The sequence below is a fragment of the Pseudomonas zanjanensis genome (assembly GCF_014268745.2).
GTDB lineage: Bacteria > Pseudomonadota > Gammaproteobacteria > Pseudomonadales > Pseudomonadaceae > Aquipseudomonas > Aquipseudomonas zanjanensis.
On record NZ_JABWRB020000001.1, the window covers coordinates 538,303 to 559,440 of the forward strand.

The following is a 21,138-nucleotide window of genomic DNA, read 5'->3' on the forward strand; positions in this document are numbered from 1 at the left end:
ACCGTTGATGCAATATCGGCTGATAAAAAAGCACTGATTTACCGCCGTTTGTATAAAGAAACTCGGCCTTCGCGCTCGAAACCGTTACCCTATGCAGCTGTTTTTTTGCATTTCTTCGAGGTAGCACCCGTGTTTTCCCAATTCGCCCTGCACGAACGCCTGCTCAAAGCCGTGGCCGAGCTTAAATTTGTCGAGCCAACGCCGGTGCAGGCAGCGGCTATTCCGCTCGCGCTCCAGGGGCGTGACCTGCGGGTAACGGCGCAAACCGGCAGCGGCAAGACCGCCGCGTTCGTGCTGCCGATCCTCAACCGCCTGATCGGCCCGGCCAAGATCCGCGTCAGCATCAAGACCCTGATCCTGCTGCCGACCCGTGAACTGGCCCAGCAGACCTTGAAGGAAGTGGAGCGCTTCTCGCAGTTCACCTTCATCAAGTCCGGCCTGATCACCGGCGGCGAAGACTTCAAGGTCCAGGCCGCCATGCTGCGCAAGGTGCCGGACATCCTGATCGGCACGCCGGGGCGGATGATCGAGCAGTTGAACGCCGGCAATCTCGACCTCAAGGAAGTCGAAGTGCTGGTGCTGGACGAAGCCGACCGCATGCTGGACATGGGTTTTTCCGAAGACGTGCAGCGCCTGGTGGACGAGTGCGTCAACCGCCAGCAGACCATGCTGTTCTCCGCCACCACCGGCGGTTCGGGCCTGCGCGAGATGATCGCCAAGGTGCTGAACAACCCCGAGCACTTGCAGCTCAACGCGGTCAGCCAACTGAACTCCACCACCCGGCAGCAGATCATCACCGCCGACCACAACCAGCACAAAGAGCAGATCGTCAACTGGTTGCTGGCCAACGAGACCTACGAAAAGGCCATCGTGTTCACCAACACCCGGGCCATGGCCGACCGCATCTACGGCCGGCTCGTTGCCCAGGATTACAAGGCGTTCGTGCTGCACGGCGAGAAGGACCAGAAGGACCGCAAGCTGGCCATCGACCGCCTCAAGCAGGGCGGCGTGAAGATCCTGGTCGCCACCGACGTCGCTGCCCGCGGCCTGGACGTGGATGGCCTGGACATGGTCATCAACTTCGACATGCCCCGCAGTGGCGATGAATACGTGCACCGCATCGGTCGTACCGGCCGCGCCGGCAACGACGGCCTGGCGATCTCGCTGATCTGCCACGGCGACTGGAACCTGATGTCGAGCATCGAGCGCTACCTCAAGCAGAGCTTCGAGCGCCGCACCATCAAGGAAGTCAAAGGTACTTACGGCGGACCGAAGAAGGTCAAGGCGTCGGGCAAGGCCGTTGGCGTGAAGAAGAAAAAGGTCGACGCCAAGGGCGACAAGAAAAAAGCCGGCGCCAAGGGCCCGACCAAACGCAAGACCGCCAATCGCCCTAAGTCCGACGCCCCGTCGCTGGTCAGCAAGGACGGCATGGCCCCGCTCAAGCGGCGCAAGCCAGAGGCACCAGCGGCTGAGTGAAGCTGCGTTAGCGCTTGCTAAAAAGAACCGGACCTTGGGTCCGGTTTTTTTATGGGCGGTTACTCAGCCTTACGTACAACACAGGCTCTTGTGGCGAGGGAGCTTGCTCCCGCTGGGCTGCGCAGCAGCCCCAACAAAACGGTTTGATTCATGCGCGGATGCCAGCGTTTTGGGGCGCTTCGCACCCAGCGGGAGCAAGCTCCCTCGCCACAAAAGCTGGCCGTGCTCGCTCGGCGATCACTCCGCTTTCCTCTGCGCCTCTTCCAGCTCCTGCAGGCGCTTATCGATCAACTGGCACTTATCCGGCACTTCCTTGCTGGATGTTTCCAGATCCATAGCCTTCAACTCGTCATTCATCTCCTTGGCCTTGGACGGATCCTGTTCGGTGAGCTTGGCGATTTTATCCGCCAGTTGTTCACGCTTGATGGTCGCCTCCTCAGGTGTACAAGCGGCCCAGGCGGGCAGGGCGCAGGTGAGGGTGGCGGCGAGGGTGAGTTTGATGAGGGTTTTCATGGCAGGGCCTCATATTCCTTGTTGGGCAGGTAATGGGTTGAGGCTGGTATAGGCCGGAAAGTTCATCTTGAGCCGCCATCGCTTGAAGTCTTTTTCGGCGTTCTCCTAGCCGATATTAAACAGTCGGCTACCATGGAGGATGCACCTGCCGCACATCCGCCAGAAAAAGCCGGAGCTCGCCTGCAGTCGATGCCTTCCAACCCTATGCACTGTCCATGAATAACAACGGAGGAGACTCCAGAAACGGTTGAGCCTGAACACGTCGCTGTCGGTGCAGATCATGCTTTAGCAATGGAATAACTACCCAAGTACACGTGCGGCCTGGGTAGTCACTCACTCAAGGAATGAAAGCGATGAGCCTTAGAACGATACTCGGTCGGCTGATGTTGTGTCTGTGTGGTTTATTTATTGTCTCCTCAAGCTATGCGGAAAGCGTGATTGTCGCGACGCCGCAACAAGGCGTAGGGATCGAAGTGAATGTCTTTGATAACCCGGATGACGTCAGTGGCAAGCCGTCTTCAACGAGCGTGGTGCGCTACAGTTCATCGTACTTTGTCCCCGTGGTGCAGTCGTTCAAGGGCAAGGTCTACATGTTCTGGGCCAGCAACAATGATCAAAAGAATATTTATTTCTCTTCTTCGGTAGAGGGAAAAGTCTGGTCCGCGCCGAAGCCCATCCCGGTCGGTAACATCTACAGTGGTGTCTCGGCCACCGTTTTTCAGCAAAAACTGGTACTGACCTTTGCCGACTCCCCGCGCCAACAGTTAAAGACCATCAATTCCGACGACGGCATCAATTGGTCCGCTGTTGATTCGGTCAATACAATCCATACTGCGCTTAATAACAAAGCCGTCGTGTACAACGGTCAGTTGTTCGTCTTGTATAACGAAAACAGTGGCAAGGCTGTTTACTACGTGACCTACGACGGCCTTAAGTGGAGCACGGAAAAAACTGCATTCCAGGAAGGTCCCGACACGATCGTGAATCTGGTACCTGTCGTCTACAACGGAGATTTAAGGGTCTATTACAGTTTTTTTAACGGTGGGCTGTTCGAGCGTACTTATGACCGGGGTGGGAACTGGGGCACGAAGCAGGGCCTGAAGGGTATACCTGACAAGAGTTCCCTGAACAGTGCCACGATGGTCAATGAACGGTTGTTCATCAGCAGTGGCCCCAATGTTTTTTATTCCACCGCTTCAACCGGTCCAACCGGTTCAATCAATGGACTTGAATGGGCGCCCTATTTCGCTTTTCCCGGACGTTCCGCCTACCCCTCGGGATTGGGCGTTTCCTACGCCATTACCACAAGCGATCTAACCACGCGCAACCCGAAACTGCCGGCCGATCTGGCCACAGGCCTCAGCCATACCGATTACGCAACGTTCGCCTGGCGCAGCTTTTTCGCCCTCAACAACACGGCAGCGGCACCATTGCCCGCTAACCGCGGCGTCGGCAATCCCGCCAGCAGTTTTGCTGATTCGGGCAAGGTGTCAAAGTCTCCCAGCCCGTTGTTATGGCAAACCTTCGCGCACCGTACCGAGTTGTTTCCGGCAATCAATAAAAACGGCGCAGGCGGACCTACGCGTCCGTTTGGTTCTGACCCGCAATACAGTTATATCGAGTTTCCCCAGGGGGCGCCTTTGGCGTCGGGCGCTACCTATGCTCATTACAACAATTTGGATGAGGCGACCCAGATAGGGCAAAACGCGATATTTTTCCCTGTGAATCCCCCCTATCCAGCGAAGACAAAAGACGACCCAACCGGGGACTACGCGCCTTCAAAGGACAGTCAGATATTGTTTGAGGCCAAGGCGAATCCAGTCATCTATGAGTATGCTCGGAAGCTGACAAGCTATCCCGACACCAATATCGTCTTGCCCGACGGCGCGGTGGAGGTCAAGGCGGCATGGCGCAAGCTGGCAGACATTCCAGTACCGAATCAATCGCGCTACCTCACGGCAACTGTGGTGACCTATCGGGGCACCGACGCTCAGCCGGTTGCATACAATGAAGACTACGCTTTGGTCGCCTTGCACATTATCCATAAGACGCCCAACTACCCGACCTTCATCTTCGCCACGTTCGAGCACGAAGATGCCCTGACAAGTGACGGCAAACCGACCGGTCTCTACTACATCGCCAACTACAACAAGATTGACTATCCCTCCTCCTCAGCAGTAGCGCCTAATCCACCGGTCGCGACCTTCTCTGATGGCAACACAACCCATACGGTTACCCTGCCCAGAGAGGATTTCGTAAAATCGAGCGTTAATCCGCAAATCTACTCCGGCACCAAGGGGATCCCTGAGGGGCAAGCCGGTCCGATTGCTGTAGTGCAACCGCAAACCGTCTTTAACGAAGTCGCTGCGGTCAACGATCAGGTCAAAGCGCTGATGAACGGGAGCAGCGAATTCACCAGTTCGGTCTGGAAGCATTACAAACTTAAAGGGGTGCAGGCTATCCCTTCTAGCGAGCAAACCGACCCGGATTACTACCTGGCCAATATCATGGTCGAGAGCAGCCAGCCGGGGATCCAGCTGTTTCGCGGTAGCAACTCATTTCCCATTCCAGAGGACAGCGTCCTGACCAATACTCGCGACTTCCTGAACATCAGGGTGCCCGATTATGACCACAGCACGAAAAGCACCCTGACCATGGGCGGTTGCATGGGGTGTCACGGCATTGCCCAGAGCCAATTGAAGCAAGGTTTCAGCTTCCTGTTCGATGCGATCAAACCACCCAAGGTCAAACCTCATACACCCAGCTTCGTTGAGCCTACCGGGTTCAGGAATCCAGAAACCGTCGGCTTGCCGGACCCTCACACCATGGCTGAGCGGGCCCGGAAATACGCTTTGGGCTTCCAGAGTCAGGATGTGGTGGAGAGTACGGGCAAGTAGCAGCCGAACGCCTCGAGCAGGAGCGGCGCAAACGCGGACCGCTCTGCTGCCTGAAGCAGAAGCAACACGCTTTCGATAAAAAACCGGACTTTGGGTCCGGTTTTTTATTGAAGTCCAAACCTGAATTTGGCCCTGCCTTTGTGGCGAGGGAGCTTGCTCCCGCTGGGCTGCGTAGCAGCCCCAACCAGGCCAAGTTTCAGTAGAAGCCCCGCACCAGCAGCATAACCGCACCGATAAACACCACGCCCTCCATTAAAATCGAATGCCCGCCCGGCGTCACAGTACGCAATAAATAACGGGCGACAAACGCCCCGGGCACCGTTGCCAGACCGATTAAAAGCCCTCCCAACAAAAGTTTGGCGTCGAGCTGCTGGAATCCGCCGAACACTGCCACCTTGACCAGTCCCATCGTCAAGGAGATGACCGCGTCGGTCGCAATGAGCGGAGCCCCGTACAGCCCCGACGACAAGAGGATGGTACTGAGGACCGGCCCCGTCCCGGTCATTGCCCCGTTGACCAGGCCAAACCCCGCGCCGCAAATGCGTTCTCCGAGGGGGCCAAGGCGGTAGTTGGATGACGAACGCAGCCGTCGGAACACGATGCTGCAAAACATGACCCCGCTGAGCAGGAGGTAAATCCACCGTGAGGACAACAAGGTGTAGCTGTAAGCGCCCAAGGCGCAACACGGCAAGCCACCATACAATAGCCTCTTGACATGTGCCCACTCGACAGCCCGCCAAAACGCCCATGCCCGGCTCCCGTTGGTCAGGACCATGCCGACGGCCATGAGGGGGATCACATTCTCAACACCAACAATGGGCACCAGTACGATGGGCAGGATCAATCCCGTGCCGAAGCCTGAAACGCCTCCGATCAGGGAGGCAAAGAATGCAACGGCGGCGACCAACACTGCCTCGTACACGCCAACGTTTCCCAATTGCAACCCCCTTGTTCGTCTATGGCCGCTTCTGGCGTCACAAAGCTAAGCCCGGCCCCTTATGGCGTTCAGTTTGGCAACGAACGCCCTTGTTCAGGAAGGTCGCGGTACAGGGTCACCAGTTCCTCCGCCAGTACCTCGCCGCTTTTGGCGATGGACAGGGTACGCACGTGCTCCAAGAGTTCGTTGAGTCTCTTCTCGTCATAATCCACGCCTTGTTGCCCCAGCACGTGAGCGAGTGCGGCTCTTCCAGAATGCTTTCCGATCACAATCCGCCGTTGGCCGCCAACCTCTTCCGGCGCAATGGGCTCAAAGGACTTTGCATCCTTGAGTGTGCCGTTGGAGTGAATGCCTGATTCATGGGCAAAGACGTTTGCTCCTACAACCGGTCGCCACGGCTCGATGGCCGTTTTCGTCAGTGTGGAAACCAGGCGTGACAGCCTTGGGAGTTGAGTCGTGTCCACGCCGATGTCGTGCCCGTATAGGTGCTTTAACGCGAGCACAGTCTGGGCCAGGTCCGGCATGCCCGCGCGTTCGCCAATACCATTGACACAGACATGGAAGTACCGGGCACCCGCCTGCAAACCTGCGAGGGTATTAGCCACTGCGAGACCGAAGTCATTATGGCAATGGCATTGCAAGTCTATTGGGGCTGCCTGTTTAGCGGCCCGGACTCGCTCAGCATAAGATTCGGGGTTCAGGATTCCGATCGTGTCGGATAGCCTGAGGCGGTCAGCACCGGCCTCGTGGACTCGACCGGCGTACTCCTGCAGGAAAGGGAGTTCGGTCCGCCCGACATCTTCGGCACTGATGGACACAAAGACCCCGCGATCCTTGGCAGCCTTGATGAGTTCGACCGCCCGCTGGCATACCCATTCACGGCTCTTTCCGACGCTGGATTGGAGATGAATGTCCGACGTTGGCAGACCAATGTGGATCGCGTCGTATCCGAGCGCCATGGACTGCTCTATATCGTCGTACAGGCCTCTGTTCCAAGCGATCAGTCTGGCTTGATCGGCATATTCGCGTGCTTGAGCCACGAACGACAATTCATCGCCGCCCATCTTGGGGATTCCAACCTCAATCCAGCGGACTCCAGCCTCGATCAAGGCGCGCAACAGTTCCAACTTTTGAGGCCGCGCCCAAGCTACTCCCGGTGCCTGCTCCCCGTCTCTAAGAGTCGTGTCTTCCAAGATAATGTCATTTCGCATGACGGACCTCCCAGTCATTACCGATGTCGTTTGCAATAAGGTTTTATCAATGGTCAAGCAGATGAACTTCGCGTCGTTTCGCCGAGTCCCGACGAAATGATGCTTAGTAGTTCCTTTACATCCAGGCAGCTGCCTTCCACCTCAAGGGACCGCCCATGGCGCAGGATGCCTTCGGCCACCGACCGCATCGCCTGATACGACGATCGAAGCATGTGGTTGGCATAGATCACGACATTGAATCCGGCGGCCTGAAGATCTTCGAAAGATGTTTGTGAATAGCTTGTTGGCACGCAGACCAGAGGCACTTCTTCATGCTCTGCTTTGAACGTCTGTGCGAACGCCATGACTTCACCCGGATCAGTCATCCGGCTATGGATCATTACGCCGTCGGCCCCTGCCTCGACGTAGGCACGGGCACGCTTCAGGGCGTCGTCCATCCCCGCCTCGAGTATCAGGCTCTCGATCCTGGCGATCACCATGAAGTCTGGGGTGATCTGTGCGGCTTTACCGATGCGGATTTTCCGGCAAAAGGACTCGATGTCCTCTTGTTCCTGGAATACTTCCATGCCCAGCAAAGAGTTCCTCTTGAGGCCACGCTTGTCCTCGATCACGACCGCCGAAATCCCCAGGCGCTCCATGGAGCGAACATGGAAGGCGAAGTGTTCGGCGAGCCCGCCCGTATCGCCATCGGCAACTAACGGCAGGGTGGTAGCCTCAAATATTTCGTTGATGTTGAGTAATCGATCATGGATAGTTAAAACTTCGGTGTCTGGCTTTCCGCGTTCTGTCGAATCCGTCAGCGAGCTGGACCAGAAGCCGTCATAGGAAATCTCTCGGCCGAAGGAATCGGTGACAACAATGGACTCAGCAAGCAACGCGGCAATCGGACTGTGGGCTTCGAGCAGACGCAAGCAGCGCTTCTCTTGCAAAGCAGATCGAATACGGGCTCTTCGCTTTTCAGTGGTCGTCGTTCGTGACTTTTCCATCCCTTGCTCCTGATAAGCATTCGATGACTCGGTTGCAGGGCGTGCGGTTGGCAGCGCCGTTTCGCCTCCGGGGAATGGCGTTCCGCTTGGCCCCCTATGGCGATGAGCAAGTCTTGTCGATGTCATGCCGGTGTCACAATCGACTTCTTTTCGTGCTGCATTGAGAAAAACTCAACGGCCCACCATGTCCCCTCGTCCCCCTTTAACGGCACTTTATGCCTTTGCCACGGTGGCCCAGTGCGGCAGCCTTCGTAAGGCCGCGCACGAGTTGTGCGTTACCCCCGGTGCAGTCAGTCGACAGATCCAGGCCCTTGAGTCATACCTGGGGTTCCGGCTTTTTGAACGTGGCGCGCACCAGATGGAGCTCACCCCCAAAGGTGTGGAGTTGCAGGCTCGGGTGGGTGATAAGCTGGCATCCGTCGCCGCGGAAGTCAGCCTTCTGCGTCGTGGTGGTCATAAGGCGGTGGTACGCGTGGATGCGGGTGTGACGTTCGCGATGCACTGGCTTCTGCCACGCCTTGCTTCGTTCAGCGAGGCGCAGGCGGACCTTGACGTGCAACTCGGGACTTCCGGTGGCCCGATCACACTGTCGACTAGAGTCGATCTGCATATTCGCCGTGATCCGGCAGATCTGGGCGACTTGGCTTATCAACCTTTTCTGGAGGAGTGGTCCGTTCTTGTCGGCAGCCCGAGATTGCTTCCGGGAGCACCGTTCAGCCTCCCGGAAATCGTCAAAGAAATTCCCCGGATAGGCGCACGCTCCAGGCCTACGCTTTGGTCGCAATGGGGCGCACATCATCAGATTCAGTCATCTTTTCTTGAGCCGACATTGGAGTTCGATAACACAGTCCTCGCGATTCAGGCTGCGCTTGAAGGTCTTGGGGTGGTGGTGGTACCGGAAATTTTTGTAGCGACTATGTTGCAGCGAAGGTTGCTGTCTCTCGTAGATCCGCAGCGTGTGCTGACCGGCCATTATTCTTATGCCGTGCGATCGCGCCAGGAAAACACAGCGGTGCTGACCTTTCTGGAATGGCTGCGTGGGCAGGCTTCATAGCCTTGGTTTCGATGCGAGGGATCACGGGAGAGACCACGTTTTCGTTATTCAGCAGCTTGTGCCCGCAACCGCCTCCCAATCACATCCATCACGCAACGCTATCGTCAGTATCTTGCAAAAGTCCGAAAGCACCACCGTATCCGAGCGGAACGCGATGTTCTCCAGCAGTTGGGTCACGGTGCGGATGCGGTAATCGGCAGTTTCGAAGAGGACGTTTGCGAGCTTCATGTAGGACGTTTGGCCTGGAATTTGTCGGCTTAAAGCGGGCGACTGCTGCGCAGTCGAGCGGGAGCAAGCTCCCTCGCCACGGGGTGGTTCGATCTCAGCTGGAACGCCGCTTTGCACACCGTTTTACCGAACGTGCTGAACCACGGTTGAAAAATATATCAATGTGCCACTAATCATTTGCCCGCCCCTGCCGACATAAGCAACATCATTTTTAATCATAAGGACTTGGATTACATGCCTTTTCATACGCTTCGCACCCTGGCGGCACTGACATTGCTTGCCTGCTTGACGCTCACCGGATGCGCCCATGTTCAACCACCGGTGCCGCTGGACCATCAATTCTGGGATGCCAAGGAACCAACGATCGGGGTGGCGATTTCCGTGGTGCCGGAACCTGTGCTGGCCTTGACCGGCAACCAGGGGATTCTGGATCTGGCCATCAACACGGGCGTCAACAGCAAGCTCAGCGACAATGTCGAAAAATGGCAAGTGCGCGACCTCAACACGTTGCCCGATGTCATTGTTGCCAAGTTGCAGGCCAAGGGTTACAAGGCCAAAAGAATCAATGACCCCGTTGACCTGAAATCCTATAAAGAGGTGAGCTTCCGCGAAGGCTACACGGTCCGCGACCTGACCCCGATCAAGGCGACTTACGGCGTCGATCGCCTGCTCTTGGTCAACATCCTGGGCACCGGGGCCACTCGCAGTTATTACAGCATTGTGCCTACCAGCGTTCCGATGGCGCAGGTGGGCGGGCAGGGCATGGTCGTCGATCTGGCCGACAACAAACTGCTGTGGTTCAAACCTTTTTCAGTAGTGCAGGCTGCTCAGGGCGAGTGGGACGAGCCGACCTACACTAATCTGACTAACGCCTTCTACCAGGCGATGGACACCAGCCGTCAGCAAATGATCACTCCGTTCGAACAATGAAGTGCTCGCCAATATCGGTCAGCGCGCTGCTTTTGCTGATGCTGGCTGGCTGCGCGCAGAAGCCGGCGCCGCAGACCGGTTTCAAGTCGCAAGAGGCGGTGTCCTACATCCAGGCCCATGGGGTCAAAGTGGATATGCAACTGCCTCAGGCATTCGTCGGTGCCAGCACGGTGATCGACGCTGAGAGCGCACAGAGGGCCGCGTCGTCGAGTCATAATCTGATCGCGAGTTCCGGCAACAGCGCCGGTCTTGCCGGTTTGCTGGTTGCCAGCTTGATCAACACCCAGATGGGCAGCGGCAGTTTGCAGCGGGATGCGGAAAACGCCGCCGCTAAGGAGTCGCGCCCGATGGCAGACTTGCTTGCAGGCGTGCCGTTGCAGGAGCGTCTGCAACAGCGTTTCCAGCAGGCTTCGCTAACCGCGGGCCTCAAGCAGGGGAGCGGGGACGTCAGCGCGCGACTGGTGGTAGAACCGAAAATGATGCTCACACCGGATCGCGGCAGTTTCGTGCTGATCAATCAGGTGCAGGTTCAGGACATTGCCGGCTCCGCGCTGTATCGCATGCGCATCGAAGTCACCAGCCAGCCGATTCGACGCTGCGGCAAACGTTGTATCGATGACGGCGATCTGGACCTGGCGCAAGTCACGGCGGTGCTCGACGAGTGCATCGACGAGTCGATGCGAGTGCTGGCCACTGACCTGATGTTAGCGCCGCCGCCGGAAGCCGCTCAGGAAACCTTGCGCTATGTGCTCGACGGCCAACGTGTGGTCGAGCGTGGTTACCAACTGCCCAATAACGGCAATTACTGGCGCTACCGTAACCTTTACGGCGCGGTGAAATCAGTGCCGGTGCCATTCGAGGACGCCTTGACGGGGGAGCAGTTGAAAAGGGCCTACGGCGTACCCCATCTCCGTTAAAAACACCTGCCCCCAACATTCAACCTGTTTCGCTCGTGCAGATAACCAACGACGGCTACCACTCTGGCGAGGATGGCAGTGGTAGTCGTCGGCTTTGGCTCAGGCAAAGCAAGCGACTGCTGCGCAGTCGAGCGGGAGCAAGCTCCCTCGCCACGGGGCGGTGTTCGGCTTGAAGATTGTGCTTATCCGCATCAGTAGCCGCAGGGCTTGGCCTCTTAGTGTCCGTAGGGATGTGGATAATTCCTCGTTTCTTCCACTACGCGCTGTTTTGTCATCTGTCTATTTGTAGGAAGTTTCAACTTTCGAGCGGGATCCTTCGTACTTCTGTACGGGACGCGTCTGATTTCAGAAGGACGGTTTCGACAGTAGTCTCTTTGGTCAGAGGTGCGCCGCGTCGAACCATTGACCCGATCAGTATGTGGCTGGCGCGGTTGGCTACACCGAACGGCGAGGCGATGAGATCTGCATGTCTCCGCGCGATAGCTACGAAATAGGAGGCATACGTTATGTCGGAAACATCGAAAACCGATTGGGAGCGCTTGGGCAAGATGAACGACTTGGACATCGATACCAGCGATATACCCCCGCTAGACGGGGATTTTTTCCGCCGCGCCAAGCTGATGAACATGCATAACCCTCCCCATCCCGGGGAATTCATTACCGAGACTTATCTGGAACCGAACGGCATCAGCGGCCATGAGCTGGCGGAAAAACTCGGTGTAGCTCCCTCAACACTGAGCCGTGTCTTGAAGGGCTCCAGCCGCGTGACGCCCGAAATGGCGCTGCGGCTGTCTGTAGCGCTTGGCCGCTCGCCGGAGAGTTGGCTAGCCAAGCAGGATGCTTACGATCTGTGGGTGGCTCGTCAGCATGTTGATTTGTTGCTGGTAAGAAAACTCGCTTTTGCCTGAATCAACCTCGAACGTCGCCGGACGTGTGGATCCGAGACAGACCAATCGAGATCGGCTGTCTTTTTAATTGTGGCCTGACCCAGTTCTTGTTTGGAGTTAGTCGAACAACACCTTTTGTGGCGAGGGGATTTATCCCCGTTGGGCTGCGTAGCAGCCCTAAATCAGTGAACTCATTCCTCCTGTCACATCGAGTTGCTTGGCTTGGGGCTGCTGCGCAGCCCAGCGGGGATAAATCCCCTCGCCACAGGGGATCGTGCTCGACTGTGTGGGTGGGCGCATCAACTGTGGCAGCAGCCATGGGGCTTGGCCTCTTCGTATTTATCGTGATGCCGCACCCAGTCCATGATTTCGTCTTCGTTGCGGCCTTTGGGCGTCAGGTCGAGGTAGTTGTAAGTGCCGACCAGGATGTCGAGGCCGCGGGCGTAGGTGGAGTAGGTGTGGAAGATGTCGCCGGCTTCGTTGCGATAGAAGACGCTCAGGCCTGGGAGTTCGCCTTCGGTGGTGTCGGTTTTTTCGTAGTTGTAGGTGGCGTTTCCGGCGGCGGTGTCTTCGGCTTTGAAGCTGACGCCGAAGTCGTAGTTGAAGTCGCAGCCTTCTGACGAGACCCAATCGAAGGCCCAGCCCATGCGGCGTTTGAACGGTTGGAATTCGCCGAAGGGCGCGCGGGAGACGGCGACCACGGCCACGTCGTGGTGGGCCAGGTGTTGGTTGGCGCCGTCGATGTGGTCGGAGAGGAAAGAGCAGCCCTGGCAGCCTTCTGTCCAGCCGGGGCCGAACATGAAGTGGTAGATGATCAGTTGGCTGCGGCCGCCGAACAGGTCGGCCAGGCTCAGTTCGCCGTGAGGGCCTTGGAAGCGGTAGGGTTTGTCGATTTTTACCCAGGGCAGGGTGCGGCGTTCGGCGTTGAGTTTGTCCCGTTCGCGGGTGAAGGCTTTTTCGTGGGCCAGGTGCTGGCGGCGGGCGGCGAGCCATTCTTCCCGCGAGACGACTGGATGATTCTCTACGTTCATGGTGATTTCTCCTGTAGGCAGTTGCTCAAGTCGGCGCTTCACTGATTGGTCGTTTGGCCTGGGGTGAATTCGACAGGCCGTTGGTCGGCTGGCGGGATGGCCCGTCCGCCAACCCGGCTGAACGGTGGCGTGGCGCCTCGGTCACAACCTAGGTAGGCATCTCACTCTTTAGAGGATGGACCAGGATGACGACTTATAACTGGGACTTGATCGAACGGTTGTTGCACGAAGTGCAGAACGGCGCTGGCCACAGTTTTACCCCTCGGCCCTATGCGGAGCAGTACGCGGCGGCAAAAGCGGCTGAAGGCGAGGAAATCGAGAACCTCGATCATCTGAAAGCGGTCGCCGGGGAGTATGAAAAGTTACTTCTGGAGCGTGGCTATATCGAGCCGCGGCCGGAGGAAGAGGGCGGCAACGGCGAGAATTTTGTGCTGACGCCGCGTGGCTCGCGGTTGTTGAGCCTGATCGACAGCAGCATTCCGGGCAATGATCATCCACGCGAGGTGTTGGATGAGCAGGAAGACGCGCTGGATGAGTTTACCTTTGATGAAGTGGCTTCGAAGGCGCAGATTGCCTAGCGCCGAGAGCAGATTTTTGTGGGAGCGGGCTTGCTCGCGAAGGCGGTGGGCCATTAATGATTATGTTGACTGATGCACCGCCTTCGCGAGCAAGCCCGCTCCCACATTTGTTTTTCACTCCACATTGGATTTTTGCTGGTCTCAGGGCTGTGTTGCTTTCAGGCACTTCAAATCAGTGAAATCTTTCTTCACCCCGTCGATTTTCTTCAACAGCTGTTCGCGCTGGGGCGGGGTGCTTTCGGCCATGAGGTCCACCAGCAGGCTGCGGGCCTGGGCTTCGGTTTTGCTGAAGGCCTCGCGGTAGGCTGGAGTCCAGAGGCTTTCGCGGTCGACGAGTAGCTGCTCGATGCGTTTGGGGAAGTCCGGGCTGTGGCGTTGGGCCACGGCTTCGCTGAACTGGTTTTGCCAGTGGGCGCGGTTGGCGATCCATTGCTGGTTCTGGTCGCCGAGGGCAGTGGACCAGGCCATCACCCGTTGGCGCTGGGCGTCGTTGAGCGGGCCGAGCCAGTCGTCCAGGCGTTTGACCATTCGTTCGCTGCGTTGCTGGATCTGCTCTTGCAGCGTCGGCTTGAGGTATTGCTGCTGGCGCTTGCGCTGGTCCTTGACGAAGGCGGCGTCCATGTCGGCAACTTGGTCGTCGCTCAGGCCTTGCAGCAGTTCGATGGCCGAGGGGGTGATTGCCCGGGCGGTTTCGGCGATGGCGGCCTTGGCTTCCCGGGTGCGCTGTTGTAGCGCTTCGTCGGTGACCTGGTTGGTCTGCACCATGGTCTTGAGGCGATCCAGCCAGTCGAGGTAGCCGGGCAACTGGGTGGTGCAGTGCCAGGTCAGATGGTCCTTGAGGCGTTCGTTGAACCAGTCTTTTTGCTCGCCTTTGATGTCCAGGTAGTCGTTGAGGGTCCAGGGGATGATCAGGTCGAGGTTGCGGTACGCCAGCCCGACGCGGCTGCAAGCGGTGAGCACGAAGAGCATGGCGATGAACATGGCGGAGCGTGTTAACCAGCGCGACATGAGCGAGTCCTTGCGAATGCGTAAGTGCTTTGTTTGAGCATGGCAGGCGCGCGGCAGTTCAGCTGATTAATGCGTAACGCTTAGTAAAAAGGGTGGGCCATCTTGAGGGTCAGCAGGCTGTCGCATTCGCTGTTGTGGCCAGAGTACGCCGAGCAGCTGCTGCCGCTGAGGCTTGAGTCGCTGTAGATCAGGTCCAGGTCGATGCCCATCCAGGGGCGGGAAATTTTCAGTGACCAGTCGCTGAAACTGCCTACAGAACCGTTCTCGACCGAGACCGGCGTATTGAGTTGGTGGGTGGTGTATTTGGCGCTGATGCCAATGCCGAACGGCACATTGCCGCCCAGGTCGGCAAACAGTGTGCTGTTCTGCTTGTCCGGATCGTTGCTCAGGGCCGCGCCGAAGCGGCTGCCCAGCACGGTCAGGCCGCCATAGAACTCCTGGCTGTCGAGGGTATCGACGGTGGGGTAGCTGTAGTGGATCAGGCCGACTTCGTAGCCCAGGGTCTGGTCGAAGGGTTGTTTAAAACCCATGTAGGAATCGACTTCAAGATCGGCGGATAGGCCGGCGCTGGGTGACCACTGGCCGACGTACCAGCCGCTGTCGTGGCTCAGGTCAAGGCCGCCATGGAACGAACCGGTGCTCGACGGCGTGACCAGGCCCTGGGCCATGCTGCGGCTGGGGGTGGTGCCGAGCTTGAGGTCGAAGTCGCCGAGTTCGCGCTGGAACACCTGCCCATGAGCGAGAGAACAGGACAGTAGGCTGATCATCAGCGGGACAATAGGGATGCGCATGCTTCACTCCATGAAATAGCGAGGAGCAGGAACTAAGCTGAAACGCTTGGGCTAGAGAGGTGCAAGCATACCGGCGAATACTCGGCAGCGAAGGCCGTTCGTCGATTTTTGGGAAATGGGTGAGGCAGGAAAGGTTCCAGTCCAAGCGCTTCGAAGCTCAAAGCGCTTTGGGACCAGGTGACGCGCAGGTTACTTCTTGCCCAGGCTGATCTGCTTGGACGGGCCGAATGTCTGGCCGCTGACGCCTTTGGCAATTTGCTGGATCTCGCCGCCGGACTTGAGGAACGCAGCGATCTGGTCGTTGATCGACTCGCTGGTTTCAACGGCTGGAGCTGGCTTTGCTTTGCTGTTGGATGCTTTTACGCGCATGACGGCCATTAACCTGTAGATAATTAATTGGGCCAGGCATCGTACAGGAAATACTTGACAATTGCTTGGCAAATATCCTTCTGAATTATCATCGGCGTGGCGGGAATAGTGCGCGGTTATCCGTCAATTACTGCCCTAAGCCCCTGTTTTAAATAACAACCGTGCGAAAAATAGTGTGCCGATGGCAAGCGGTACGCACCGCCGCTCGCCTGACGAATGGCCGTGCCCGGGTGAAAACCCAGGAAAATCAAGGGTTGTGCCGGGCCTTGTCGGCAAACCGTGCCGGCGACCACGAATCGCACCGTAAAACCGGGTAGAATGCGCCCACGCAATGAGGGTATTGGAAATGGCTTTAGTCGGGCGCTACAACAGTTTGCAAGTGGTTAAACACACTAACTTCGGTTTATATCTGGACGGTGGTGCGGACGGCGAAATCCTGCTGCCCAATCGATATATTCCCAAGGATATTCCCAGCGAAGATGAAGATTGGCTCAATGTTTTCATTTATCTGGACAGCGACGACAAACTGATCGCTACCACGGAAAAACCCAAGGTCCAGGTCGGTGAATTCGCCAGCCTGAAAGTGGTTGAGATCAACAGCATCGGCGTGTTCCTGGACTGGGGCCTGCCCAAGGACCTGTTGCTGCCGTATTCCGAAGAAAAGCGCCAGATGACCGCCGGCGAATACTGCGTGGTGCACGTCTACCTCGACAAGCACACCCGCCGCATCACCGCCACGGCGCGCCTGGATCGTTATCTGGACAAGACCCCGGCCAACTACACGCCGGGCCAGGAAGTGGATTTGCTGGTCGCCGAAGCCACCGACATGGGGTTCAAGGCGATCATCAATAACAAGCACTGGGGCCTGATCCACAAGAACGAAATCTTCAAGTTCATGCGCGCCGGCAAACAGGAAAAGGGCTTCATCAAGGAAATCCGTCCGGACGGCAAGATCAGCCTGAGCCTGCAGCCCGTTGGCCAGGAGGCCGCCACCAGCCTCAACGCCAAGATCCTCGCCAAATTGCGTGAGAACAACGGCACCCTGGCGGTCAGCGACAAGAGCGACCCGGCGCTGATCAGCAGCCTGTTCGGCGTGAGCAAGGGCAACTTCAAGAAGGCCATTGGTGCGCTGTACAAGAATGGGCAGATTGTCATTCATGCGGATCGCATTGAATTGAGCTGATTCGAACGCAGAATCCGGGGCTTGTGAACCTTGTGATCAATGATCCAGTGGCTCGTGACCTTGTGGCGAGGGAGCTTGCTCCCGCTGGCCTGCGCAGCGGGCCCCGGCGTTCTTCCTGACGTACTGTGGTTAAAAATCATTTTTGGGGCTGCTTCGCAGCCCAGCGGGAGCAAGCTCCCTCGCCACGGGCGCTCATCTCTGTATACAAACTCCTGCACCTTTAGCATGCATTCACGCCCTGTTCGTGGGCGCATGCCTGCTCCTGCTCGATCTTAACCCCCGCTACACACCCCGGTTTGTCTAACATTCCACGTCTATGGCACGCATTCTGCGTAGCAACGCGTATACAAACCATGCCGGCTCCCGTGCGCAGTATGGTGAGCAGGTCGATACGGGGGCACGGCGGTACTCAAAAGGAGCCCCGCAATGTCCGAGCAATTGCCCAACGGCTACAGCCCCCGCCTCTATAACCAGGACCTGGGCCCGCTGCCGCAGAAATGGAATTGGTACAACATCTTCGCGTTCTGGATGAGTGATGTGCACAGCGTCGGCGGCTATGTGTTCGCTGCCAGCCTGTTCGCCTTGGGCCTGGCGAGTTGGCAGGTGCTGATCGCGTTGCTCGGCGGGATCTGCATCGTGCAGTTGATCGCCAACCTGGTCGCCAGGCCGAGCCAGCAGGCGGCAGTGCCCTATCCCGTCATTTGCAGGCTGGCGTTCGGCGTGTTCGGGGCGAATATTCCAGCGGTCATTCGCGGCTTGATCGCCGTAGCCTGGTACGGGATTCAGACGTACCTGGCGTCCAGTGCGCTGATCATCGTGGTGCTGCGGTTTTTTCCTTCGATGGAAGTCTACGCGACGCCGCATTTTGCCGGTTTGTCCTACCTGGGCTGGTTCGGTTTCCTCAGCTTGTGGTTCGTCCAGGCGCTGGTGTTCTGGACCGGCATGGAGTCGATCCGGCGTTTCATCGACTGGGCCGGACCGGTGGTGTATGCCGTGATGTTCCTGTTGGCCGGTTGGATCGTGTGGAAGGCCGGTTGGAGCAACATCAGCTTCACCCTGGCGGAAAAGTCGTTGTCTGGCTGGCAAGCGTTCGGACAAGTGATCGTGGCGACGGCCCTGGTGGTGTCGTACTTTTCCGGGCCCACCCTGAATTTCGGTGATTTCAGCCGTTACTGCCGGAGCATGTCTGACGTGCGCCGGGGCAATTTCTGGGGGCTGCCGGTGAATTTCCTGGCGTTTTCCCTGGTCACCGTGGTGATTGTTTCCGGGACCTTGCCGGTGTTCGGTGAAATGCTCCACGACCCGATTGCCACCGTGGCGCGCATCGACAACGACGTGGCCGTCCTGCTGGGTGCCTTTGCCTTCGTGACCGCCACCATTGGCATCAACATTGTCGCCAACTTTGTGTCCCCGGCGTTCGACTTTGCCAACGTCGCGCCGAGCAAGATCAGTTGGCGCGCCGGTGGCATGATTGCGGCGGTGGCGTCGATTTTCATCACTCCGTGGAACCTGTTCAACAACCCCGAAGTGATCCACTACACCCTGGACGTGCTGGCCGCGTTCATCGGCCCGCTGTTCGGGATCCTGCTGGTGGATTACTACCTGATCAAAAAACAGCAGATTGACGTCGATGCGCTGTTCAATGACGGTCCGAGCGGACGCTATTACTACAGCGGCGGTATCAACTGGACCGCGGTCAAGGCGCTGATCCCGGCGACCTTGATGGGCGTGGCAATCACCTTCACGCCGCTGCTGCAACCGATGGCCAACTTCGCCTGGTTCACCGGTTGTTTCCTCGGCGGGGTGTTGTATTTCGTCTTGGCCCTACGAGAGCCGACCGCGCAATCGAGCAAAGCGTTCAGTCCGGCCGGCCAGGCCTGATCAACGCAGGGCGGTCTGGGCGCAAGGGCCCACCGCGCCCCGGCTGGCGGGCCGCAACAACAGGCCGCCAGCCAACAGCAGGCCGCTGCCGGCAATGATCAGCGCCGGTTGCAGGCCGCCGCTGAAATGACTGCTCAGCGCTGCCAGCAACGGCCCGCTGAGCTGGCCCACGGCAAAGCAGGCGGTCAGCAGGCCGGCGTTGCGCTGGGTGGCGTGGGGGGCCAGTTCCCGGGAGCGCAGCATCACCAGCTGCATGCAGGCCAGGAATGGCGCACCACACAGGATCACCCCCAGCGCCAGCCCCGGCCCACTGCCCAGCAGGCATGCAAACACCCCGGCGGCTTGCAGCCAGAGCGTACCGATCAGCCAGCGACCGGTGCTGTTCGGGTTCGGCCGCCGCAAGCTGACCAGCAACACGCCGATGGCGGCGGCCAGGCCGAAGCTGGGCCAGAACAGATCCGCCAGCCACTGTCCGTGGAACTGCGCCGAGGCCATTTGTGACAGGAACGTGGCCGGAATGATGTAGCCCACGCCGTACAAGGCATACACCACGCCCAGTCGAGCGATGCCACGATTCGGCGAGGAGGTGACTGGCGCGGCAACGGTCGCGGTTGCGGCGGGTTGCGGCAGGATCGGCAAAATCACCAGCAACATCGCCAGCGCCACGCCGGCGTACGCCAGCCACAGGGTTGCCGAGGTCTGGCCCAGCAGGTTCGAGCCCAATGCCAACAAACCTGTCAGGAAAATCCCCAATCCAGGACCGGCAAACACCAGGGCGCCGAGCCGCGGCCGTCCCGTCGCCGCTGCCAAGGGTTGGCTCAGGGCGGTGATCATCACCATCACCCAGGCGCTCGCCACGCCGATGCCGAAGCGCAATGCCAGGTGCGGCCAGAAGCCCCATGCCCAGAACGACGCCAGGGTCAGGAGCACGCACAGCCATAGGCCGCCGAGCAACCGCCGCCGCACCTGTTCCGGGCGCCGGGCGAACATGGCGTCCAGCGCGCCGAGGAAATAACCCAGGTAGTTGGCGGCGGCAATCAGACCGGCGGCGGTCAAGTCGACCTGACCTTCGCCGATCAAATGAGGTAACTGCGGTGTGAGGGCGAAGCGGCCGATGCCCATGGCCATCATCAGCGCGATGAAGCTGCCGAGCAGGCGAATAAAAGGTGACATGGTCGTTCTCCGGTTGTCGGGGGGAATGACCGTCAGGCTAGGACTGATTGACTTTCATTAAAAATGAATAATAGTGAGTAACTTGTTCTTTTTTGGAGAAGGTCGTGGAGTTCAGCCAGTTAAGGATTTTCCAGGCCGTGGCCGAGGAAGGTTCGATCACCCGGGCTGCGGAGCGCTTGCACCGGGTGCCCTCGAACCTGTCGACCCGGCTTAAGCAGCTCGAAGAGCAGTTGGGCGTAGACCTTTTCCTAAGAGAGCGTCAGCGCTTGCAGTTGTCACCGGCAGGAAAAGTCCTGCTGGACTATGCAACCAAGCTCTTCGCCTTGCACGACGAAGCCCACGCAGCGGTGCAGGGCGGACAACCGGCCGGGGATTTCCTGCTGGGAACGATGTACAGCACGGCGGCGACGCATTTGCCGGACCTGCTGGCGGCGTATCACCGGAGGTATCCAGCGGTGAACCTGCAAGTGCAGTCGGGGCCCAGTGGTGAACTGTTTGAAGGCCTGCTCACCAATCGGCTCGATGCGGCGTTGGTGGACGGCCCGCTGGAGCTGGCGGGGCTGGATGGCGTGCCGCTGTGCGACGAACGGTTGGTGCTGATCACCGAGGCCGATCACCCGCCGGTGCGCAGTGCGCTGGATGTGCAGGGCCGCGCGGTGTTCACGTTCCGCCGTGGCTGCTCGTACCGGATGCGCTTGGAAGCCTGGTTTGCCCACGATCACGCGACCATGGGCCGGGCGATGGAAATCGAGTCTTACCAGGGGATGCTGGCGTGTGTGATCGCCGGATCCGGCGTGGCGTTGATGTCCGAGTCGATGCTGGCCAGCCTGCCGGGCCGCGAGCGGGTGACGGTGCATCCGCTGGCCGAGCCGTTTGCCAGCGCCACCACTTGGCTGATGTGGCGTAAAGGCATGGTCGGGGCCAACTTGAATGCCTGGATTGAATTGCAACAACAGGCGTGGCCGCGAGCGCCAATGATCACGGCGCAATCGGCTTGAACTCCGGGAGGTGGATTTGGATCAATTCAGTAACAGATCATTGCAAACTGAGACGAGCATTGCATAGCACATCGGACTATTATCAGTGCG

Annotated in this window: 20 protein-coding genes; 10 read left to right on the plus strand and 10 right to left on the minus strand. The window is 58.5% G+C overall.

What is annotated here, in order from left to right; all coding sequences use genetic code 11:
• Positions 1-129 precede the first annotated feature (129 nt).
• The gene (locus tag HU715_RS02580) at positions 130-1,476 is read left to right on the plus strand and encodes a DEAD/DEAH box helicase (protein ID WP_186704602.1); all 1,347 of its coding nucleotides are present in this window, start codon (positions 130-132) and stop codon (positions 1,474-1,476) included.
• A 237-nt stretch (positions 1,477-1,713) separates the two neighbouring features.
• Here HU715_RS02580 and HU715_RS02585 read toward each other — a convergent pair whose 3' ends face one another.
• Positions 1,714-1,989 (minus strand): hypothetical protein, encoded by a 276-nt coding sequence (locus tag HU715_RS02585; protein WP_186704603.1) that lies wholly within the window; start codon positions 1,987-1,989, stop codon positions 1,714-1,716.
• Between the two features lie 353 nt (positions 1,990-2,342).
• Between HU715_RS02585 and HU715_RS02590 the strand changes: the two genes are divergently transcribed.
• On the plus strand, positions 2,343-4,886 hold the full coding sequence (locus tag HU715_RS02590) for a sialidase family protein (protein WP_186704604.1): 2,544 nt from the start codon (positions 2,343-2,345) through the stop codon (positions 4,884-4,886).
• A 196-nt stretch (positions 4,887-5,082) separates the two neighbouring features.
• Here the strand turns inward: HU715_RS02590 and HU715_RS02595 are convergent, their stop codons facing one another.
• The 3 genes from HU715_RS02595 to aepX all read right to left on the minus strand — a co-directional run bounded on the left by HU715_RS02595 (position 5,083) and on the right by aepX (position 8,020).
• Positions 5,083-5,808 (minus strand): sulfite exporter TauE/SafE family protein, encoded by a 726-nt coding sequence (locus HU715_RS02595; protein WP_186704605.1) that lies wholly within the window; start codon positions 5,806-5,808, stop codon positions 5,083-5,085.
• An 83-nt stretch (positions 5,809-5,891) separates the two neighbouring features.
• A complete protein-coding gene (locus tag HU715_RS02600) occupies positions 5,892-7,034 on the minus strand; it encodes a hydroxymethylglutaryl-CoA lyase-like TIM-barrel protein (RefSeq protein WP_202892767.1) in 1,143 nt (380 codons plus the stop codon).
• 53 nt (positions 7,035-7,087) lie between these two features.
• Entirely contained in the window at positions 7,088-8,020 is a 933-nt protein-coding gene (aepX, locus tag HU715_RS02605; RefSeq protein WP_186704606.1) for a phosphoenolpyruvate mutase, read from the minus strand.
• Between the two features lie 184 nt (positions 8,021-8,204).
• On the opposite strand from aepX, the gene HU715_RS02610 reads away from it, so the two are divergent.
• Complete coding sequence (locus HU715_RS02610; RefSeq protein ID WP_186704607.1) at positions 8,205-9,074, plus strand: LysR substrate-binding domain-containing protein; 870 nt, start codon at positions 8,205-8,207, stop codon at positions 9,072-9,074.
• A 48-nt stretch (positions 9,075-9,122) separates the two neighbouring features.
• On the opposite strand, the gene HU715_RS02615 is transcribed toward HU715_RS02610, so the two are convergent.
• A complete protein-coding gene (locus HU715_RS02615; RefSeq protein ID WP_186704755.1) occupies positions 9,123-9,302 on the minus strand; it encodes a hypothetical protein in 180 nt (59 codons plus the stop codon).
• Positions 9,303-9,536: 234 nt separating this feature from the next.
• On the opposite strand from HU715_RS02615, the gene HU715_RS02620 reads away from it, so the two are divergent.
• The 3 genes from HU715_RS02620 (at position 9,537) to HU715_RS02630 (ending at position 12,057) form a co-directional block, all read left to right on the plus strand.
• A complete protein-coding gene (locus HU715_RS02620; protein ID WP_186704608.1) occupies positions 9,537-10,232 on the plus strand; it encodes a hypothetical protein in 696 nt (231 codons plus the stop codon).
• Positions 10,229-11,149 (plus strand): hypothetical protein, encoded by a 921-nt coding sequence (locus HU715_RS02625; protein ID WP_186704609.1) that lies wholly within the window; start codon positions 10,229-10,231, stop codon positions 11,147-11,149. Before HU715_RS02620 ends, HU715_RS02625 begins: the two co-directional genes overlap by 4 nt.
• 620 nt (positions 11,150-11,769) lie before the next feature.
• A complete protein-coding gene (locus HU715_RS02630; protein ID WP_186704747.1) occupies positions 11,770-12,057 on the plus strand; it encodes a HigA family addiction module antitoxin in 288 nt (95 codons plus the stop codon).
• Positions 12,058-12,335: 278 nt separating this feature from the next.
• Here the strand turns inward: HU715_RS02630 and HU715_RS02635 are convergent, their stop codons facing one another.
• A complete protein-coding gene (locus HU715_RS02635) occupies positions 12,336-13,067 on the minus strand; it encodes a DUF899 domain-containing protein (protein WP_186704610.1) in 732 nt (243 codons plus the stop codon).
• Between the two features lie 185 nt (positions 13,068-13,252).
• On the opposite strand from HU715_RS02635, the gene HU715_RS02640 reads away from it, so the two are divergent.
• Entirely contained in the window at positions 13,253-13,645 is a 393-nt protein-coding gene (locus HU715_RS02640) for a transcriptional regulator (protein ID WP_186704611.1), read from the plus strand.
• 141 nt (positions 13,646-13,786) lie between these two features.
• Here the strand turns inward: HU715_RS02640 and HU715_RS02645 are convergent, their stop codons facing one another.
• From HU715_RS02645 to HU715_RS02655, 3 genes are all read right to left on the minus strand, one after another.
• Entirely contained in the window at positions 13,787-14,653 is an 867-nt protein-coding gene (locus tag HU715_RS02645) for a DUF6279 family lipoprotein (RefSeq protein WP_186704612.1), read from the minus strand.
• A gap of 80 nt (positions 14,654-14,733) precedes the next feature.
• Positions 14,734-15,444 (minus strand): TorF family putative porin, encoded by a 711-nt coding sequence (locus tag HU715_RS02650; RefSeq protein WP_186704613.1) that lies wholly within the window; start codon positions 15,442-15,444, stop codon positions 14,734-14,736.
• 189 nt (positions 15,445-15,633) lie between these two features.
• Positions 15,634-15,822 carry a PFL_1563 family small protein gene (locus HU715_RS02655; RefSeq protein WP_018607615.1) on the minus strand — a complete coding sequence of 63 codons (189 nt, stop codon included), beginning with the start codon at positions 15,820-15,822 and terminating at the stop codon, positions 15,634-15,636.
• A gap of 337 nt (positions 15,823-16,159) precedes the next feature.
• On the opposite strand from HU715_RS02655, the gene HU715_RS02660 reads away from it, so the two are divergent.
• Together HU715_RS02660 and HU715_RS02665 are read left to right on the plus strand one after the other, a co-directional pair.
• Complete coding sequence (locus HU715_RS02660; RefSeq protein ID WP_186704614.1) at positions 16,160-16,996, plus strand: CvfB family protein; 837 nt, start codon at positions 16,160-16,162, stop codon at positions 16,994-16,996.
• A 426-nt stretch (positions 16,997-17,422) separates the two neighbouring features.
• Positions 17,423-18,877 carry an NCS1 family nucleobase:cation symporter-1 gene (locus HU715_RS02665; RefSeq protein ID WP_186704615.1) on the plus strand — a complete coding sequence of 485 codons (1,455 nt, stop codon included), beginning with the start codon at positions 17,423-17,425 and terminating at the stop codon, positions 18,875-18,877.
• Here the strand turns inward: HU715_RS02665 and HU715_RS02670 are convergent, their stop codons facing one another.
• Positions 18,878-20,050: an MFS transporter gene (locus HU715_RS02670; RefSeq protein ID WP_186704616.1), complete on the minus strand. Its 1,173-nt coding sequence runs from the start codon at positions 20,048-20,050 to the stop codon at positions 18,878-18,880. It lies immediately after the preceding gene.
• 104 nt (positions 20,051-20,154) lie between these two features.
• Here HU715_RS02670 and ptrR point away from each other — a divergent pair, with 104 nt between their 5' ends.
• Positions 20,155-21,048 carry a putrescine utilization regulator PtrR gene (ptrR, locus tag HU715_RS02675; RefSeq protein ID WP_186704617.1) on the plus strand — a complete coding sequence of 298 codons (894 nt, stop codon included), beginning with the start codon at positions 20,155-20,157 and terminating at the stop codon, positions 21,046-21,048.
• The last annotated feature ends 90 nt before the right edge of the window (positions 21,049-21,138 follow it).

Coding starts and splice junctions, on each gene's coding strand:
- HU715_RS02615 (WP_186704755.1), bottom strand. CDS start 9,302: ATGAAGCTCGCAAACGTCCTCTTCGAAACTGCCGATTACCGCATCCGC.
- aepX (WP_186704606.1), bottom strand. CDS start 8,020: ATGGAAAAGTCACGAACGACGACCACTGAAAAGCGAAGAGCCCGTATT.
- HU715_RS02625 (WP_186704609.1), top strand. CDS start 10,229: ATGAAGTGCTCGCCAATATCGGTCAGCGCGCTGCTTTTGCTGATGCTG.
- HU715_RS02630 (WP_186704747.1), top strand. CDS start 11,770: ATGAACATGCATAACCCTCCCCATCCCGGGGAATTCATTACCGAGACT.
- HU715_RS02590 (WP_186704604.1), top strand. CDS start 2,343: ATGAGCCTTAGAACGATACTCGGTCGGCTGATGTTGTGTCTGTGTGGT.
- HU715_RS02600 (WP_202892767.1), bottom strand. CDS start 7,034: ATGCGAAATGACATTATCTTGGAAGACACGACTCTTAGAGACGGGGAG.
- HU715_RS02655 (WP_018607615.1), bottom strand. CDS start 15,822: ATGGCCGTCATGCGCGTAAAAGCATCCAACAGCAAAGCAAAGCCAGCT.
- HU715_RS02660 (WP_186704614.1), top strand. CDS start 16,160: ATGGCTTTAGTCGGGCGCTACAACAGTTTGCAAGTGGTTAAACACACT.
- HU715_RS02645 (WP_186704612.1), bottom strand. CDS start 14,653: ATGTCGCGCTGGTTAACACGCTCCGCCATGTTCATCGCCATGCTCTTC.
- HU715_RS02650 (WP_186704613.1), bottom strand. CDS start 15,444: ATGCGCATCCCTATTGTCCCGCTGATGATCAGCCTACTGTCCTGTTCT.
- HU715_RS02670 (WP_186704616.1), bottom strand. CDS start 20,050: ATGTCACCTTTTATTCGCCTGCTCGGCAGCTTCATCGCGCTGATGATG.
- HU715_RS02635 (WP_186704610.1), bottom strand. CDS start 13,067: ATGAACGTAGAGAATCATCCAGTCGTCTCGCGGGAAGAATGGCTCGCC.
- HU715_RS02665 (WP_186704615.1), top strand. CDS start 17,423: ATGTCCGAGCAATTGCCCAACGGCTACAGCCCCCGCCTCTATAACCAG.
- HU715_RS02640 (WP_186704611.1), top strand. CDS start 13,253: ATGACGACTTATAACTGGGACTTGATCGAACGGTTGTTGCACGAAGTG.
- HU715_RS02620 (WP_186704608.1), top strand. CDS start 9,537: ATGCCTTTTCATACGCTTCGCACCCTGGCGGCACTGACATTGCTTGCC.
- HU715_RS02585 (WP_186704603.1), bottom strand. CDS start 1,989: ATGAAAACCCTCATCAAACTCACCCTCGCCGCCACCCTCACCTGCGCC.
- HU715_RS02610 (WP_186704607.1), top strand. CDS start 8,205: ATGTCCCCTCGTCCCCCTTTAACGGCACTTTATGCCTTTGCCACGGTG.